A 17,052-nucleotide genomic window follows, 5' to 3' on the forward strand; every position below is an offset into this window, starting at 1 on the left:
CACTTATATCTATTAACTGTATTTACACATTAAAACTCTATATTGACAATAGTGTCCTCATCCATTTGGGAGAGCAGTCTCATTCTCAGCTCTTCAACGTATTTATCAATATCATCTTTATTCTCAAGTCTCCAAGAAGATGTACCTGTTATTTTCTTAATAGGTACATTCTTTGTTTTACGTACTTTATACTGCTTTTTTTGCTCAGCTATGCTTCTTGCCACTTCAACATCGCTGACAGCACTACCTCGCTTTTTGGCTTCTTCTTCAATTCTTCTTATCTCTTCAGCCTGCTTTCTTTCCGCAATCTGACGATCCATATTGTCCATCTCATCCATAAGGCGAATTTTTAAAGCTCCGGCTTTATCTGCAAAACTTCTAAGTGATGATATATTATTACAGCTTTGCGCTCCATCTTTTATCTCTTCAAATAAGGATAAATAATGTTCTTTCTTTTGCTTTTCATATTCTTTTGTACTGAGCACTTCTAAAACACGCTGCCTTGATTGATCTATAGAGTTAAGAACCGGTGCTTCTTCCACATCTATAACCTGATTATAGGCATCCCTAAACTGAGCTATAAGTTCCGGCAGCTTAGGTATATTCTTATAAGGCTTATCCTGCTTTACTATAGCACGCATCTCCCCTACAACTTTTTCCAATTCACTGTCCACAATATAAGTTTTACTGTCTTCATATATTGCAAGCATATCCAGTGCACGCATAAATATATTCTGCTGCTCTCCGCTAAAGAATGCTTTTACAGGTTCATAGTCTTCTGCCATATCAAAGAAGGTATCTTGGTATTTTGAAATATGTGAGAAAAATTCCAATGCACCGTTAAGCTGCATTACAGACTGTAACAGGCGTTTACCGCTATCAAGTACATTCTTTCCCGGATAATTATACTGTCTGTAATATACCTCAAGTTTGTCCATCTCATTTATCATATTTGAGGACAATCTTTTAAAGTCTTTCATAATACTGTCCTCATCCTCTGTGGATACCGTACTGTTAAAGACCTCTTTCATCACATCACGAACTGACTTTTTATCCTTTTCATTAACACGCACACGCTCTTCCATCAAAAGCTTTTCTACAAAGGCTTTTTTCGTGATGTAGTTTATTATTTCATCTTCAGATTTATTATTTAAGCTTACGGATGCTCCATTTACAGTAAACGAAATATCTCCACGCTTAAACAGGCATGCAACAAGCCAATTTATATCATCCTCTACAAATCCGTAAGGTGCTTTCATAAAGCGATCCTTTACGGACTTCATAGATGTCTTTAAGTGATTATGTGAGTTCATGGATATATATCCCTGTACATCATCAAGTGCATAAGCATTTGCAAATCTGCCTCCTTCCGGCAACATCTGCATCTGATTTGTAGTTTGGAAAAGTTTTCTGATATCTGCCTCTCCCATAACAGTATCAATATATGAAAGCTTATGGAAAACTGTCTGTACAAGTCTGCCTATGGCTTCAGAAATCTTGTTATTTACTTCCTTTGCTGATATATTTGCAATATCCCCATTTACATATATGGTCGCATCTTTTAGCCCTTCCGTCAGATAAAGTCTTGCATTGGCATTGCGTTCTCTCATCTCCACACGCTTAGTATCTTTTATACTTTCATATTTGGCAAGCTGCATGGAAGTATTTTTCCTAAGGAATCTCTCAATCTTTAGATATACCCTCATCTCTGTCAAAAACTCATCATCATTTGGAAGCACCACAAGGACTTCCCTTCCCTGTCCTGACATCATGCGAAGCGTTGCATCATCCATACCTCCGTCATACCAAGGTGTAAGTATACGAAGTCCTATATCGGCATTTTGACTCGACTTATATGGGCGATCATCCACCATCTGATTAAATGAGAATGAATATCTGCCGTTAAACTCAGGGTAGCGATACTTCTTATCTGCGAAAATATCCTCAAATATCATTTCGGCAATCTTTGTGATGACCTCCGACATTTCAACATTTTCTTTTTCTATCTCATTATTGATTTCCTGCTCTTCATCAGTCAAAAATACATAGATATTTCCGTTTTTTTGCACCAGCATCTGACGCATCAATATCTTTATCGCATCTTCCACCTTCTCCTTCAGTGCAATGCGATCATCATCAATATTTTCAATCATAAGGCTTGTAATATTGTCAATATTTGATTCTATTTCAAGCACATACTTGATCATAAACAATGTCTTTAAAACATTGACGGTAAAGACATCGGCATCTTTTTGCTCCGGATTGATATAATTGTTATTATACGCTTTACTGATAACCCCCTTATGGCTGTGATCAAGGAAGTTTTCCAAGGCATCATAAAAACGATGGAAGGGTACAATGACTCCCATCTCTCTTTCTTTTAATGTTGATGCCGACTCCTTAAATAAAGCCAGCATGGAACGCTCTCCCTCCGATAAATGCTTTCCTGATGCACCATGTGTACGAATGGATGTCAGCACACTTGCAAGCAGGTTAAACTGGTATGGCACGAAAGGATAACTTTCAGTAAAATCATTCTCATTTGCATAAAGCTTTTTCTCCACACCGTCATTAAATACTATCAGATTTTTTATAATAGTTGATTTTTGCTCATACAAAAGTCTAAGTGCCTGTGCTGCAGTATCGGTTTTATCAAGAATCCTTTTTTTTATTACGGCATCCACATTGGCACTGGATAGTGACAGTCTTGTATCAAATCTTCCCTGAATCTTTGAAAAATCATTTCCCTTTACCTTGGTAATAGAGTCTATATCCTGCTGTGATGTGACGATCACCCAGGCTCTGCCCATACATTCTTTTCCAAGTTCTTCCGTAACAGTCTGTAAATTCAGCATAAGTTTTGAATCATCACCTATATACTGTCCAATTTCATCTACAAGGAAAACCACATGATGGTTGTTTCCCTTTCTCTCTATATATGATTTTACACGCTTTGCAAAATCTTCTATACTTATAGTGTAGCTTTCTGCCGCTTTCTCACACCAGTTTCTTGCAGCTGCCTCACTCATATAGTCCATATTTACAAGAGCATCCACCACACTGTCTTGTATAAAGTCAAAGTCTTTTCTGGACTCCTCCCATGACTCTCCATATTCATCTTCAAATACAGTTTTAAACTCGTCAAACCTTCCCACTTCAACAAGTCTTCTCTCAAGGTCTGCTATATGAGGCATAGATCCGCAAAACCCTTGCATTTCGTTAAAGACTTTCAAAAACACATTTACAATGGCATCTTTATTATGCTTACCACTTGATTCACTCTTGGAATCAATATTAAAAAGTACAACATCCGCCGGTGTATTTGCCGCAAGTTGCATATCTGAGAGTACTCTCGAGTCTGTTATCTTATTATCATCAATAAAGTAATCAAGTGCATGCTTATCTCCGACAATTTTGTTATCAAGCAGATATGATAATATCTTTAGGAAATGTGATTTACCGCTTCCAAAAAAACCCGAGATCCACACTCCCATCTTAGGTGTGCTTCCATCAATACTCTTTTTATATGCAGCGAAAAAATCCGCAAAATGCTTTTGCAATTCTTTTGTAACCACATATTCCTCAAGTTCCTGTGACACATTTGTCTCTTCGCCCTGCCCTACGATGATGACTCCCTGAATCTCACGGTCAATCTTTTTGGCAAACATATCTTTAATCTGCATTTTCCCTCCTATTTTACAAGCTTGAATGCTCTGTAGTAATTATCATCTTTTATCTCATTGAAAAGAATAAGTTCCTGTTCATTATATGTACCCGGGAAAAACATCACAACCGGTGCTTTCACAAATGCCTGATGTAAGTTATTAAGAACCTTATGCGAACGAAGTATGGGGTAACATTTCCCAATCCCTGTCAAAAAGACAATCGCATTATCAGGTGTATTATCCTTTATATGCTTTACAATAATACTGTCATCATCATTAAACTTCATAGAATTGCTTACCGCCTTTGTTATCCTTTCAAAGCCCTTTTTCTTTTCAAAATCAAAACATTTTTCCATAAAGTTTTTATCTTCAAGAAAGTCGATAATGATATCATATAGATCAAAAACCACCAATTCAAAATCATCACCACCTTTTTGATTCTTATTTTTCAGGTAATTTATACGCTCACGAACTTCCATTTCTTTTTCCGCCGGATAGTCAAATACCCAATAATTTACTTCATTTGCTCTTCCGCTGTTTTTACGAAATTTAGGCTTTTTAATCTCCGCCTCCATTTCGTCAAGTCTAGCTGCTAAATCTGCCATCATCCAACTCCTGTCAGTGCCATAATATATGCCTCCATACTATGATCTTTTAACCAGTATTCCATAGCAGGATCAAGTATCGGCTTTATAATTTTTCTCTCTGTTTTCCCTTTATCGATAAGTCCCGCCTCAAAAAGCATTGTTTTATAAGATCTGCCCAGCCTGATAATTGTCGGATCAGTCCACTTTGCCACCTTTTCGCTCTGTAGCTGCTTATCCTTAAAGAATATTCTAATATCGCTTTCTGTAAATGTATTGCTCCCGATAATAAGCTTCTCTCTTATAACCTCATAAACAAAGTCAAAAAACAATGTATCATAGGCAAGTGCCGCTATAAGCGCAAATAATTTCTGTGTTGTAACATCACTGTCTTGAAATACACTAATAAAGCTTTTATTAAGCATTTTAATTCTTCCTGAAACCGTATTAAATATCTGTTCGGAGCGAAGTATTGTAGGCGCACCGAATATATTCTCTTTTTTATTGATTTCTTTTATTTCTTTCAAAGTTTTTCCTTCTGCCATAAGCCCTACAACTTTGCGAAATTCCATAAACCAAAAAGACATCTTTACAGCACCTGCACTGTACGCTTTTCTTTCCATATATTTTACACCCCACTTTGATTCTAATATTTATCCTGTCCTATTGTACGGACTTGGTTCACAGTGTCATCTCTGGGATAAGATTGTTTTATTCCTAATTTAATATAACTTAACACACTATGTACAATAATAACATTTTTACCAGTAGAATTAAATCTGATTTTCTAATCCCCTTGGTGAAAAGTTTATTTCATTCAAATTTAATTTGACAATTCATTTTCATTGTGCTAGAACTTGATACAAATAAACTATTGAAAGTGTGATGATATGGAATTTTATCGTAATAACGGAGAAAGAATCCATTATGAAATCATAGGAAAAGGCTTTCCGGTTGTCTTCTTACACGGAAACAATCTGGAAAGCGGTTATTTTAAAAAGCAAAGGGTTTTGAGCAAGTACTATAAGCTTATTTTTGTAGACAGCTTAGGACATGGTAAATCAGGAGATATTTTGGGGAAAATAAGCTTTTCTTATTTGGCAGACAGTCTTGATGAGCTACTTTCATATCTTAATATAGAAAAATGTCTGCTGGTAGGACATAGTGACGGTGCAAACCTTGCCATAAAGTATGCTGCGCTTCACAAAGAAAGAGTTGCCGGTATCTTGGCAAACAGCGGTAATATTACTTTTACAGGTCTGAAATTTCTCCCGGGATACGCTTGTTATTTTGAAGAAGCCTTATATAAAACTCTGGGTATAATCTTCCCCTTTTTTAAAAGGAGAGCAAAAGTCTCTCCACTCTTGCATGAAGATTTAAATATTCCTAAGGAAGTTTTTTCTAAATCAAACTATCCTGTCATAGTTTTAGTTGGAGACCATGATATGATCAAAAGGGAGCACAGCAAGGCTATTGCCGGACTTTTTCCTAAGGGTAAGTTTATAGAGATAAAAAACCAAGGACACAATATTCCAAAAAAGGACAGTAACTACTTTAACAAGACTATTTCAAAAATGGTGAGTTATATACAAAGTTGTACTATGTGATTTGCAATTCTTCAAGGAGGTAAAATGCAAAAGATAATCTCTTTTTTAAAAAAATACAAGAATGTTATAAAAGGCATTTTATTTATAAGTATACTTATCTTGGTTCTGATAGAGTTTTCTCATATGAGAAAGACTGTTTCTTTTAGTGCTGTAAAGGATATACTCAGTCATTTATCTATTTTACAGATTTTAAGTCTTCTTATTTTGGGTATTCTTGCAGTCTCTCCTATGATGCTGTATGACTATATACTGACAAAAGAACTTGGAAAGAAAATTTCTGTATTTAAGCTTATTGAAAACAGTTGGACTATAAACAGTTTAAATAATCTTATAGGCTTTGCAGGAATTATAGACCTCGGGCTTAGGTACAGCTATTTTTCCGAAGAGGAAGAGGGAGACAAAACAATGCAAGGTATATCAAAGGTAATGCCTTATTTTATGTCAGGGCTTTCCTTATTGTCATTTATATCATTATTATTAGTATTTTCTTATAATGCTAATAATACTTTAAAGACATACAGTTTTGTACTTGCACTTGCCTCTCTTATACTTCCGGTACTGCTTTTCCTTTCTACCAGAAAGAATCTGGACTACTTTGGCAATTTAAGCATTAAGAAAATACTTGCTCTAATAGGTACCTCTCTTTTGGATTGGTTATTTGTATCCGGATTTTTCTTCTATGTAGGCAGAGTTCTCGGTTACAATGTTTCTTTTGTAAATATAATTCCTTTATATTGCATCTCCATTTGTATAGGTATCGTATCAATGATACCCGGCAGTCTCGGAAGTTTTGATCTGATAATGATTGGAGGTCTGCTACATCTTTCATTAAACCATAATGAAGCTGCAAGCTGGCTTTTGCTTTTCCGTATTTTTTATTATTTTATTCCTTTCTTTATAGGACTGATTTTATTTATAAAGAGTATGGGAGGACAAATAAATGATAAGTTTCTTGGCTTACCCGGGAAGCTCTCAAATATAATAAGCCGTGGAATGCTTCACTTTATGGCAAACTTCTTCGGTTTTTTCCTTATGGCAAGTGCAATACTTCCCGATGAGATTCATAATATACCTATTATAGGAAAAATGGATCCCATACACGGACAACTGCTCTTTCAATTTCCAAGTTTCCTGCTTGGAAGCCTTTTCTTTCTACTTGGAAGATTTATAAAAAGACATTCTGCATTTACAAAACCATTTTCAATTGTGCTTTGCCCTATAAGCCTGATTTATATTAATCTTGGCGACTGCTCCGTTTTTGGCAGTCTTTATATACTTGTATTTTTAATACTTTTATATACTGAGAGAAACAGATTAAACAGAAAGGCATTTTTCTATCCTTTGGAAGACAGAATAAAAGATATAGGATATATAGTTTCCAGCTTTATAGTCACTGTATTTCTTTTGTATGTATCAAGGGGAAATACAGGTGGCAACAGTTTGGGTTTTCAGCTCTTTCATCATAACGGTTTCTTCTCAAGTGCTTCTATTGGAACCCATTTTTTTAACGGCTTTTTCATTCGTTTTTTACACCTTTTTGCCTACTTACTGATTATTGCATTCTTTTATATTGCAGTAGAATCTATGGCAAAGGACAGACATTTTACATTTGGAGAAAAAATTGAAAAATCTCGTTATAAAGCGTTTTTGGAAAGTTTTGATAATACCAATTTAAATGCTTCTCTTGCATTTTTGGGTGATAAACTTATATATTATTATAGCGAAGATAATAAGGACCTCGTGGCTTTTCAGTTTGCCTTAGAAGACGGTAAGGCGGTTGTTATGGGGGATCCTATAGGTAGAAGTGAATATTTTAATAAAGCTGTATCTGCATTTATAAAAGATGCCGAAGACAAAAATCTTATACCGCTCTTTTACGAAATAAGTCAGGATATCACTTTACTCCTGCATAATTTCGGCTATGATTTTATGAAATTTGGTGAAACTGCGAAAGTGGATCTAACTGAATTTGGTTTGGTCGGAAAAAGTGGAAGAAAGTTTCGTGCCATTACAAATCGTGGAGAAAACAGCGGATATTCCTTTAAAGTAGAGTTTCCACCTTTTTCAAATAATTTTTTGGATGAATTGAAAAATATTTCTGACAACTGGCTTTTGGGAAGACAGGAAAAGGGCTTTTCTTTAGGGTATTTTGACAGAGATTATCTTTCACTTGCCCCAATTGCCTGTGTACTTGATGATTCCGGAAATATTCAGGCATTTGCAAACTTTTTGGTATGTAATAATGATAATGAGTCAAGTATAGACCTTATGCGCTACGATCCTAAAACGGAAAAAAACGGTATTATGGACTATCTTTTTGTCCGGATTTTTCTCTATATGAAGGAAAATAATGTCAGATACTTTGACCTTGGAATGGCTCCTCTTTCAAATGTCGGTCAGTATGACCACAGCTTTTTAAATGAGAAGCTTGCATTTTTAGTTTACAGCTTCACAAATCGTTTCTATTCCTTTGGCGGTCTAAGAAAATATAAGGAAAAATTTGCTCCGTTTTGGGAGGCAAGATATCTATCCTTCCCAAAAGACAGTAATTTGCTTTTTGATTTACTTACTATATATAAGATAGATAACAGACAGGTAAAAAAAAATTGAAAAAGACGGGTTGAAACTCAACCCGTCCCAATATTTGACAAATAACCATGATATGTCTTTAATAATACCTATTGTCTCACCCTACGCATCCTTATTTCCTCAATTCAAGATAACGCTCAATATTTCCAAGTAGTGTATCCAGACTTAAATATCCGCTCTCTCGTGCAACAAGCTGACCGTCAATATATGCCGGTACAGTCGGTGCAGAGAAAATGCCCATCTGTGAACAGATTTCCGGATAATAGCATTTAATGACTGTGCACTCTGAACTTTTGCAATCTCTACAAGCTTTTCTAATTCTTGTGGTCTTTGCTTAAGATACATCTCCTGCTTCTTTATATATCGCTGCCACCAAACTTAGAATTTCCAAATTCCATTTTTTCTCTTTGATTTTTGAATAATTAAAATCTCTCATTCCCTTACCCTAGTATCATTCCCTTAAATAATAGTTATTTTTAAGGGAATAGTCAATGTTTTAAGGGAATAAGAGTCTTAGTTTTATAGCTGATATATCTTTGTATATTTCTCTTCGATTCAAAATTTCCTGAGCCTACCACAACAACAACCTCAAGTTGGTAAATTTTTCTTGCTACAGCATCATTTGTAGGGTTTGAAAGTCTTGAATAAAATATACCCATATTTTTTATATTATCAGTTAAGATACTTTTTCAAAGTAGCACGAACTGCACCTGTGCCTGAGATTTCTTCTTTAAAAAACTCTTCTATCTTCTGTGCTACACCGGCTTCGTATAAATCAATTCCAAATATTTCTTTATTGGAAAGTATCGTATGCAATTGATCCCTAAGGCTTTCAGGCTCACCAAGTTTTACTTCACTCACAACATCATGCAATTCCTGAGCCAGTGGATCCGGAGCCAAAGTAAAAGGCTTTCCCATGTCATCAACAGCATAGAAATAGCGCATCCATCCGGCAAGTGCAAGTGGAATAGCTTTTAGGCCTGAGGCTGTACCATACTCATTTACATATGATCGTATTGTTTCACCAAAGCGTACCCCTACTCCTTGGGAAGAATCTGTACAGATTCTGGCGGTTGTATCTCCCAAATATTTATTCGGAAGGCGTTCCTCTATAACCTCGTCAAGAAATGCCTTAGGTGAAAAAATTCCCGGATCCTCCACACATGGCAACCCCTCAATGTAGCCAACATTATGAGCCAATATCTTCAATTCAGGATCATTCATAATGTCTGCAAAATACTCATATCCCAATAACATGCCGTAAGGAGCAAGTGCCGTATGGATAGGATTTAGACAAGCAGTAACCTTCATACGTTCAGAACAATCAACGGTTTCCCTATCTGTCATATAGACGCCGCCATGTTCCAGTGCCGGACGACCGTTGGGGAAGCTGTCCTCAATAACAAGATATTGTGGTTTTTCAGCATTTACAAAAGGGGCGATATAGGTATTCTTGGAAGTAACAATAATATCCTGCCCCTCTACACCATCTTTTTTCAGGACTTCAGCTACAAACTCAGCCGGACGCGGTGTAATCTTATCAATCATCGACCAAGGGAATGATACCTTTGTCTCATCCTGTACCCAATTTAAAAAATCATCTTCCAAAAATCCGTGTTTTCCCCACTCATTTGCCATAGTGATTACCGAACTTCTAAGTAGAGAACCGTTGTGGGAACAGTTATCCATTGATGACAATGTAATCGGGACACCTCCTGCATTCCATCGCTCAAAAAGCATTGCTGTCACAACCGCTATCGCACCGCTACACTCATCAGGTCCGTTTTCAATATCCCTTTGAACATATTCCAAATAACTTCCGTCCGTCTTTCTAAGATTGTAGCCTTTCTCGGTAATTGTAAATGAAACCATCTTTAGACTTGGAGCACTAAAGATTTCTTTCAATCTTGCCCACCCTGTACCGTCATCTTTTCTTGCCTTGACACACTCTGCAAGTGATCCGATAACTCTCTTATCCATACTGCCGTCTTTATGCAATATGACTCCAAGGCAGAGATTGTCATACGGAGTATATATTTTATCAATTATATCAGTATCAAAGGTTTCTGCACAAATAATACCGGTATCCATCAACCCTTGTGTAATCAAGTCATCCGCTATTCCACCAAGAAAGATACGGAAAATGTTTCCGATTCCAAAGTGAACCCACTCCGGCTTTTCCTTTGTCCTTTTTTGTAAAGCTTCCACATCATAATCAGGCAGTGCAATTCCTACAGCTTTCCAGGCCTGATTATCCTGCAAACCGTTTAGAGACAATTTCATCATATTTTACCTCCTAATATTTTAATATTCTTCAATATGGATATGTAAGCTCTATAATATTTTACGACTACTTTTAAATTAATTCAATTTATATCTTCTATATCTTTAGTAGAAAATCCGTAAGCATCAAACCAAGTACACATATAGCAAAAATATCAGTCAGAGAACATACTGTATTATCTCAGACTTTTCCCATGACCGATTAAACTTCCTATCGCCTACTTAAGCATTATCAGTTACATGCATTAAAATAAACATACCTGTTCAAAACGATATGTCTATAAATGTTCTATTAATTTAGCCCAGCCTATAATAGTAAGTGTTCTTACCTTTTCCTTCTCTCTTAAGCTCACCTGATAACACCAACTTTCTAAGTGCACCTTCAATGGAGCTTAGGCTGAGTGAAGGACATAACTCTCGTATATCCTGCTTAGTAAATCTACTTATCTTGTTTAGGCAAGCCCGTCTTACTGTATCCAATGCAGAAAGTTTTTCTTCTACCAGTGCGAATCTTTCACCAAAATCTCTATATGCTGATAGAATTGTTCCAAGTATATATTTAATAAAAGGCAATTTATCTTCATCATTTTCATACCAACCGGTTTGTGCCTGTCTAAGTGAAGCGTAGTAAAAATCTTTATTTTTTTCAATCTTTGCTTCTAATGAAATATACTTACCCACATAAAAACCGTTTCTATGTAATAATAGTGTAGTGAGCAGTCTACTCATTCTTCCATTTCCGTCATTAAAAGGGTGTATACAGAGAAAATCATGTATAAATACAGGAATAATAATCAATGGATCAATCTCTGCATTTCCTATTACTCTATTATATTCTTCACATATCTTATCCAAAGCTTCAGGTGTTTCATATGGTGCAAGCGGTGTGAATAATGTTTCTGAATGCCCATCCGGATATGTAGCACTAATATAATTTTGTACACTTTTTGTCCTACTTGCCATACTATTTTCCATATAGCTGTATAGTATCTTATGTAATTGAAGGATGTAGTTTTGTGTTATAGGTATAGCATCAAAACTTTCATGAATGATATTTGAAACATCTCTATATCCTATAATCTCCTGTTCATCTCTATTCCTTGGTGCTGTCTTTTCTTCTACAAGCTGCCTTATACGAGAGTTTGTGGTAACAATACCTTCAATAGCATTAGATGCTTCTGTACTTTGTATTTTTGCAATTTCTACAAGCTTTTCTAATTCTTCCGGTCTTTGTTTAAGATACATTTCCTGCTTTCCGGCTTCTTTATATATCGCTGCCACCAAACCCAAAATTTCCAAATCCCATTTTTTCTCTTTGATTTTTGAATAATTAAAATCTCTCATTCCCTTACCTCTACTACTATTCCCTTAAATAATAGTTATTTTTGAGGGAATAGTCAATATTTTAAGGGAATGAGAGACTTAGTTTTATAGTTTTATAACTGATAAAGCTTTGTATATTTCTCCTCAATATAGTCAAGGAAATAGTTTACATTAAATTCCTCTCCGGTCACCATCTTCATAAGCTCCGGTGCCTCGTAGCGGAAACCATGTGTATGAATATTTTTCTTTAACCAGTCCATAACTTCATCAAATTTATTGTTTTCAAGTAATTTATCTACATCCAGATCCTTTTTCATAGCATGCACATACTGTGCTGCAAAGGCTGTACCAAGTGCATAGGTTGGGAAGTATCCGAAGCTTCCATCTGACCAGTGTACATCCTGTAATATTCCAAGTTTGTCATTTGGCACATCTATTCCAAGATATTCTTTGTACTTCGCATTCCATGTTTTATCCAGTCCTTCTGTAGATATAGTGCCGTTAAATAAGCCCTTTTCTATCTCATAACGAATCAAAACATGCAATGGATATGTCAGCTCATCCGCTTCTGTACGAACAAATGACGGCTTTGAAATATTGATTGCTTTATAGAAATCTTCAAGACTTACATTACCAAGTTGCTTAGGGAAATATGCCTGCAATTTAGGATAATTATATTTCCAAAAAGCCATAGTGCGTCCCAGATAATTTTCGCAAAGTCTTGACTGTGATTCATGCATTCCGCTGGAAACTCCCTCAGATAAAATCATTCCGTCATATTTCGGATTGATATTATGCTCATAATAGGCATGCCCCACCTCATGAACAGTTGAAAGTATGGCGGATGTCACATTTGAGTCCAAATACTTTGTAGTTGTACGGCAGTCATTCTCACATGTCCATGACGTAAACGGATGCTCAGACTCATTTTGATATCCCCATGAAGAATCAAAATGTAAGTAATTAAGTAATCCGTCCATAAACTTCTTTTGATCTTCTATAGGGAAGCTCTGATGCAAAAATCCCTCTTCTATCTGCTTCGCCTTTGTTACCTTTTGGATAAGCACAACCAATCTCTCTTTTAATGCATTAAAGAATGCATCATATTTTTCCTGATCCATACCCGGCTCATAATCATCCAGCATCTGATCATAGATATTTTTATCGCTTGTACGATATCCATATAATTTCTTTTGACTCTCAATAACTCTCTTTAAATATGGCTCAAAGATAGAATAATCCGCTTTTGACTTTGCTAGTATCCACGCATCAAATGATTCATCGCAAAGCTTTTTAAAAGCTACAAACTCTTCCTTCGGTATACAAACAGTATCTAAAGCTTTCTTATAATAAAGCTCTATTGCACGCTTATCCTCAGCCTCTACTTCCCTGTCATCTTTTAAATCCTTTAATAAATCAACTATTTCCTCATTAGTTTCCAGACTGAACAGTTCACCTGCCAGGTATGCAGATCTCTCATCTCTGTACGCAGCTCCTGCACTTGGTGCAACTGTCTGCTTATCAATATTAATAATATTTAATGCCATTTGGTATGCAGAACATTTAAAAAGCCAGTCCTGATACTTTTTTAACTTTTCTTTTGTATTCATATTTTTCCTTTCTTTTATGCTTAAGTAAAATTATTATTTTAAAAAACATCTGATAAAAGAAAAAGACCAATCTTACGACCGGTCTAAACTCTTATAAATAATCAATTGCCTACCGGTGACGCCAACACATGACGCTTACCTCGAAAACGGCACCCATATAGGAATAGGACTTACTGTTGATAACATAATGTTAACATAAACTATCAAACATGTCAATATACCACAAATTTTTGTTTCATTTCCTTATCAAATTGCGAGCCCTTAAGTTCTTGAAATATTCCTTTACGAAACATTTTTGAACCTTCTTTGATGAGCTTACCTGTTTTGACATTTAATTTATCACCATCAAGTTCCAGCAATCTATTAAAATTAGAAGAAACAAAACGTTTATATGACTTCTTTAGGGACGCTCTGTTTGTAACATTTACCAAGGCTATAATAAAATATTTATTATTCGGCATATGATTATTAATGGACCCAGATTCATCTATGTAAATAGTCATATACCTATCCTTTCTATTAACGCTTACCGATATTTTACTTCCCCAGTGCCTTATCCACATCAGCTATAATATCTCTTATATCCTCAATGCCTACAGACATTCTGATAAGATCAGGTGATACTCCGGCAGCTGCAAGCTCATTATCATTCATCTGACGGTGAGTAGTGGATGCAGGATGAAGTACACAGGTTCTTGCATCAGCAACATGGGTAACAATTGCAGCCAATTTTAAGGAATCCATAAAATTAACTGCCGCCTCTCTTCCACCTACAACACCGAATGATATAACTCCACAAGTTCCGTTTGGAAGATACTTTTGTGCCAGGGCATACTGACTGTCATTTTCAAGTCCGGGGAAAGAAACCCAAGATACCTTAGGATGGTTTTGTAAATGCTTAGCAAGAGCCAGAGCATTTTCATAATGTCTTTCCATTCTTAAATGCAATGTTTCAAGTCCAACTCCAAGGTAGAATGAATTCTGTGGAGAAGGTATAGCTCCAAGGTCACGCATCAGATTAGTTGTCATCTTTGTAATGTATGCACCTTTACCAAAGCTCTTTGTATAGACTATTCCATGATATGTTGCATCAGGAGTTGTAAGTCCCGGGAACTTTTCACTGTATTTTTCCCAGTCAAAATTACCTGAGTCCACAACTACTCCTCCTACCGCATTTGCTGAACCGTTCATATACTTTGTGGTTGAGTGTGTAACTATATCTACTCCCCATTCAAACGGTCTACAAAAAATCGGTGTAGGGAAAGTATTATCAACTATTAAAGGTACACCATTCTTATGTGCCGCCTGTGCAAACTTTTCTATATCCAGAATCTTAAGTGAAGGGTTTGCTATAGTCTCACCAAATATAAGCTTTGTATTTGGCTTAAATTTGGACTCCAACTCCTCGGCTGAAATATCCGGATCAACAAAAGTGGCTTCTATCCCCATATTCTTCATAGTATTAGCCAATAAATTGTATGTTCCACCATAAATAGCAGAAGAAGCAATTATATGATCACCTGCACATGCAATATTTAATATTGCATAGAAATTTGCAGCCTGTCCTGATGATATCAATATAGCAGCCACACCTCCCTCAAGTTGGCAAATCTTTCTTGCCACAGCATCATTGGTAGGGTTTGCAAGCCTTGTATAAAAATACCCTGCCTCCTTTAAGTCAAATAAATCCCCCATCTGCTGTGAAGTCTCATACTTAAAGGTTGTAGACTGTACTATCGGAACTACTCTTGACTCTCCTTTTTTCGGTTCATAACCACCCTGTACACAGATGGTATTGATATTATAGTTTGACATTAATATATTCTCCTTTATATATACTTATATTTTATTCGATATGTTTTATTTTAATCACATATTTTTCTTTTAATTTTGAACATCTGTTCTGTGCAATAATTCCTTCATGCTGTAACCTCCCGGCTACAATACCGGGATGTATTCCTATCTTTTTAGCAAACTCTTTAATCTCATTATCCGAAGTATATCTTGTCGGTTCCAGTTTTTTATACTCTTCGGGTGGAATAAGATAATCCATTGCAAACCTGTCCGCTTCTACTTCAAGATTGTTATTATAATCTTTCATTTCTTCAACTGTACTGCTTATAAATACTGTTTTAATTTTTTGTTGAAGAACATGCTTGATTTCATGGAATAAAGAAAACCAAAACTTATCTACATCCAATCCTCTATTATTCATTGCAAGCACTACTCTGTCTTCAGTCACCCATTTTACAGCACCATTTACACCTGAATTCTTCAAATGTGGCAGTAGAACAAATGCAATACCGCAATCCGCAAAAATTTCGTGCATTCTTGGTAAAAAATCCTCAGGTTTTTTAACTGTCATACTTCTTAGCTCCGGTAAATACTCTTTTAGCATTGCCGCATTATAAGGCTTAGTATCTATATTTTTTGAAATATTCATAGCTGTTTGAATCCAAGCCCTGGAATTAATAATATTCTTCTCACTAATGTAAGATACACTTGTCCTAAAATTCACTAAGAAATCCTGTTGCAACATAATTCTTAAATTTGAAACCATAAAAAATTTACAAAGATTATTAACTTTATCATTAATACTTTTTGCCATTTCCAAACCAACAACATCTACAAAGTATTTATAATCTATTTCTTTTACCAATTCCGCCTGTGAGTCAATATCCTTAGCCATCTGTATTTCAATCAACTTCTGATCATATGTATTCTGTAAATTTAGCCAGACTTCTATACTTGTTCCTAACATAACAGAAAGTTTTTTTGCCAAGTCGTTAGAAATATTAGATTTTCCATTTATCAACTGACTTAAAGTCTTTGTGCTTGTTCCCATTCTTGTGGCAAATTCAACCTGACTTATTTCCATATCTTCTATAATATCTGCAATATAATATCCAGGGTGAAATGCCACTATATCTTTGTATTCATTTATATTACTCATAATGGTTTGACACCTCCGTTACTTTCACAATCTTGATCATTTTACACTGAGCAAGTATATCTCCTTTTATAATCTCACTACCATCATTATCACAAGGAATCATTGTAACCCTATATCCGGTTTTGCCCAATCGTATACTCCATTCATCTTTTCTATCACCTTTTAAATGTTCAAAATGAAATGGGATATAATTAGCAATATCCATCAAAGACTCTGCATTTAATATAAAATTTTCTGCAGATTCAAGTTTCTTTTTTACTTGTTCAGGATAACGCCACTGTTTTTTGTAATCAGAGCAAAACTGTTTCTTTACAGTTTCATTCTTGTACAATATCTGCATTCCCAAAATTGATCACCGTCTCCTCTTATTTGATTACCATTTTGGTAATTAAAATTATATCATCTTAGAAGTTTAAAGTAAATACTCATAAACTAAAG

14 protein-coding genes are annotated in these 17,052 nt (G+C 35.5%); 2 read left to right on the plus strand and 12 right to left on the minus strand.

Annotation, left to right across the window (positions count from 1 at the left end; all coding sequences use genetic code 11):
• Nucleotides 1–29 precede the first annotated feature (29 nt).
• The 3 genes from brxC to J4O15_RS08630 are packed head-to-tail and all read right to left on the minus strand — an operon-like array spanning nucleotide 30 to nucleotide 4,872.
• Nucleotides 30–3,683, minus strand: coding sequence for a BREX system P-loop protein BrxC (gene brxC / locus J4O15_RS08620; protein WP_208100468.1), 3,654 nt, complete (start codon nucleotides 3,681–3,683; stop codon nucleotides 30–32).
• A gap of 8 nt (nucleotides 3,684–3,691) precedes the next feature.
• Nucleotides 3,692–4,270, minus strand: coding sequence for a DUF1788 domain-containing protein (locus J4O15_RS08625; RefSeq protein WP_208100469.1), 579 nt, complete (start codon nucleotides 4,268–4,270; stop codon nucleotides 3,692–3,694).
• Nucleotides 4,270–4,872, minus strand: coding sequence for a DUF1819 family protein (locus J4O15_RS08630; RefSeq protein WP_208100470.1), 603 nt, complete (start codon nucleotides 4,870–4,872; stop codon nucleotides 4,270–4,272). The genes J4O15_RS08625 and J4O15_RS08630 overlap by 1 nt, the downstream gene beginning before the upstream one ends.
• 267 nt (nucleotides 4,873–5,139) lie before the next feature.
• On the opposite strand from J4O15_RS08630, the gene J4O15_RS08635 reads away from it, so the two are divergent.
• Nucleotides 5,140–5,856, plus strand: a complete 717-nt coding sequence (locus J4O15_RS08635; protein WP_208100471.1) for an alpha/beta fold hydrolase — start codon at nucleotides 5,140–5,142, stop codon at nucleotides 5,854–5,856.
• A 24-nt stretch (nucleotides 5,857–5,880) separates the two neighbouring features.
• On the plus strand, nucleotides 5,881–8,466 hold the full coding sequence (mprF, locus tag J4O15_RS08640; protein ID WP_208100472.1) for a bifunctional lysylphosphatidylglycerol flippase/synthetase MprF: 2,586 nt from the start codon (nucleotides 5,881–5,883) through the stop codon (nucleotides 8,464–8,466).
• A gap of 91 nt (nucleotides 8,467–8,557) precedes the next feature.
• On the opposite strand, the gene J4O15_RS16170 is transcribed toward mprF, so the two are convergent.
• The 9 genes from J4O15_RS16170 to J4O15_RS08690 form a co-directional block, all read right to left on the minus strand.
• The gene (locus J4O15_RS16170; RefSeq protein WP_279546051.1) at nucleotides 8,558–8,686 is read right to left on the minus strand and encodes a hypothetical protein; all 129 of its coding nucleotides are present in this window, start codon (nucleotides 8,684–8,686) and stop codon (nucleotides 8,558–8,560) included.
• Between the two features lie 247 nt (nucleotides 8,687–8,933).
• Nucleotides 8,934–9,104, minus strand: coding sequence for a hypothetical protein (locus tag J4O15_RS08655; RefSeq protein WP_208100473.1), 171 nt, complete (start codon nucleotides 9,102–9,104; stop codon nucleotides 8,934–8,936).
• Between the two features lie 13 nt (nucleotides 9,105–9,117).
• A complete protein-coding gene (locus J4O15_RS08660; RefSeq protein ID WP_208100812.1) occupies nucleotides 9,118–10,728 on the minus strand; it encodes a mannitol dehydrogenase family protein in 1,611 nt (536 codons plus the stop codon).
• A 297-nt stretch (nucleotides 10,729–11,025) separates the two neighbouring features.
• The gene (locus tag J4O15_RS08665; RefSeq protein ID WP_208100474.1) at nucleotides 11,026–12,072 is read right to left on the minus strand and encodes a Fic family protein; all 1,047 of its coding nucleotides are present in this window, start codon (nucleotides 12,070–12,072) and stop codon (nucleotides 11,026–11,028) included.
• Nucleotides 12,073–12,164: 92 nt separating this feature from the next.
• Nucleotides 12,165–13,661, minus strand: a complete 1,497-nt coding sequence (locus tag J4O15_RS08670) for a carboxypeptidase M32 (RefSeq protein ID WP_208100475.1) — start codon at nucleotides 13,659–13,661, stop codon at nucleotides 12,165–12,167.
• Nucleotides 13,662–13,873: 212 nt separating this feature from the next.
• Nucleotides 13,874–14,164: a DUF3800 domain-containing protein gene (locus J4O15_RS08675; RefSeq protein WP_208100476.1), complete on the minus strand. Its 291-nt coding sequence runs from the start codon at nucleotides 14,162–14,164 to the stop codon at nucleotides 13,874–13,876.
• Between the two features lie 34 nt (nucleotides 14,165–14,198).
• On the minus strand, nucleotides 14,199–15,476 hold the full coding sequence (locus J4O15_RS08680) for an O-acetylhomoserine aminocarboxypropyltransferase/cysteine synthase family protein (RefSeq protein ID WP_208100477.1): 1,278 nt from the start codon (nucleotides 15,474–15,476) through the stop codon (nucleotides 14,199–14,201).
• Between the two features lie 31 nt (nucleotides 15,477–15,507).
• Nucleotides 15,508–16,614 (minus strand): HigA family addiction module antitoxin, encoded by a 1,107-nt coding sequence (locus J4O15_RS08685; protein ID WP_208100478.1) that lies wholly within the window; start codon nucleotides 16,612–16,614, stop codon nucleotides 15,508–15,510.
• Nucleotides 16,607–16,954, minus strand: a complete 348-nt coding sequence (locus J4O15_RS08690) for a type II toxin-antitoxin system RelE/ParE family toxin (RefSeq protein ID WP_208100479.1) — start codon at nucleotides 16,952–16,954, stop codon at nucleotides 16,607–16,609. Before J4O15_RS08690 ends, J4O15_RS08685 begins: the two co-directional genes overlap by 8 nt.
• Nucleotides 16,955–17,052 lie beyond the last annotated feature (98 nt).

Source organism: Lachnoanaerobaculum sp. Marseille-Q4761 (assembly GCF_017565785.1).
Lineage (GTDB): Bacteria > Bacillota > Clostridia > Lachnospirales > Lachnospiraceae > Lachnoanaerobaculum.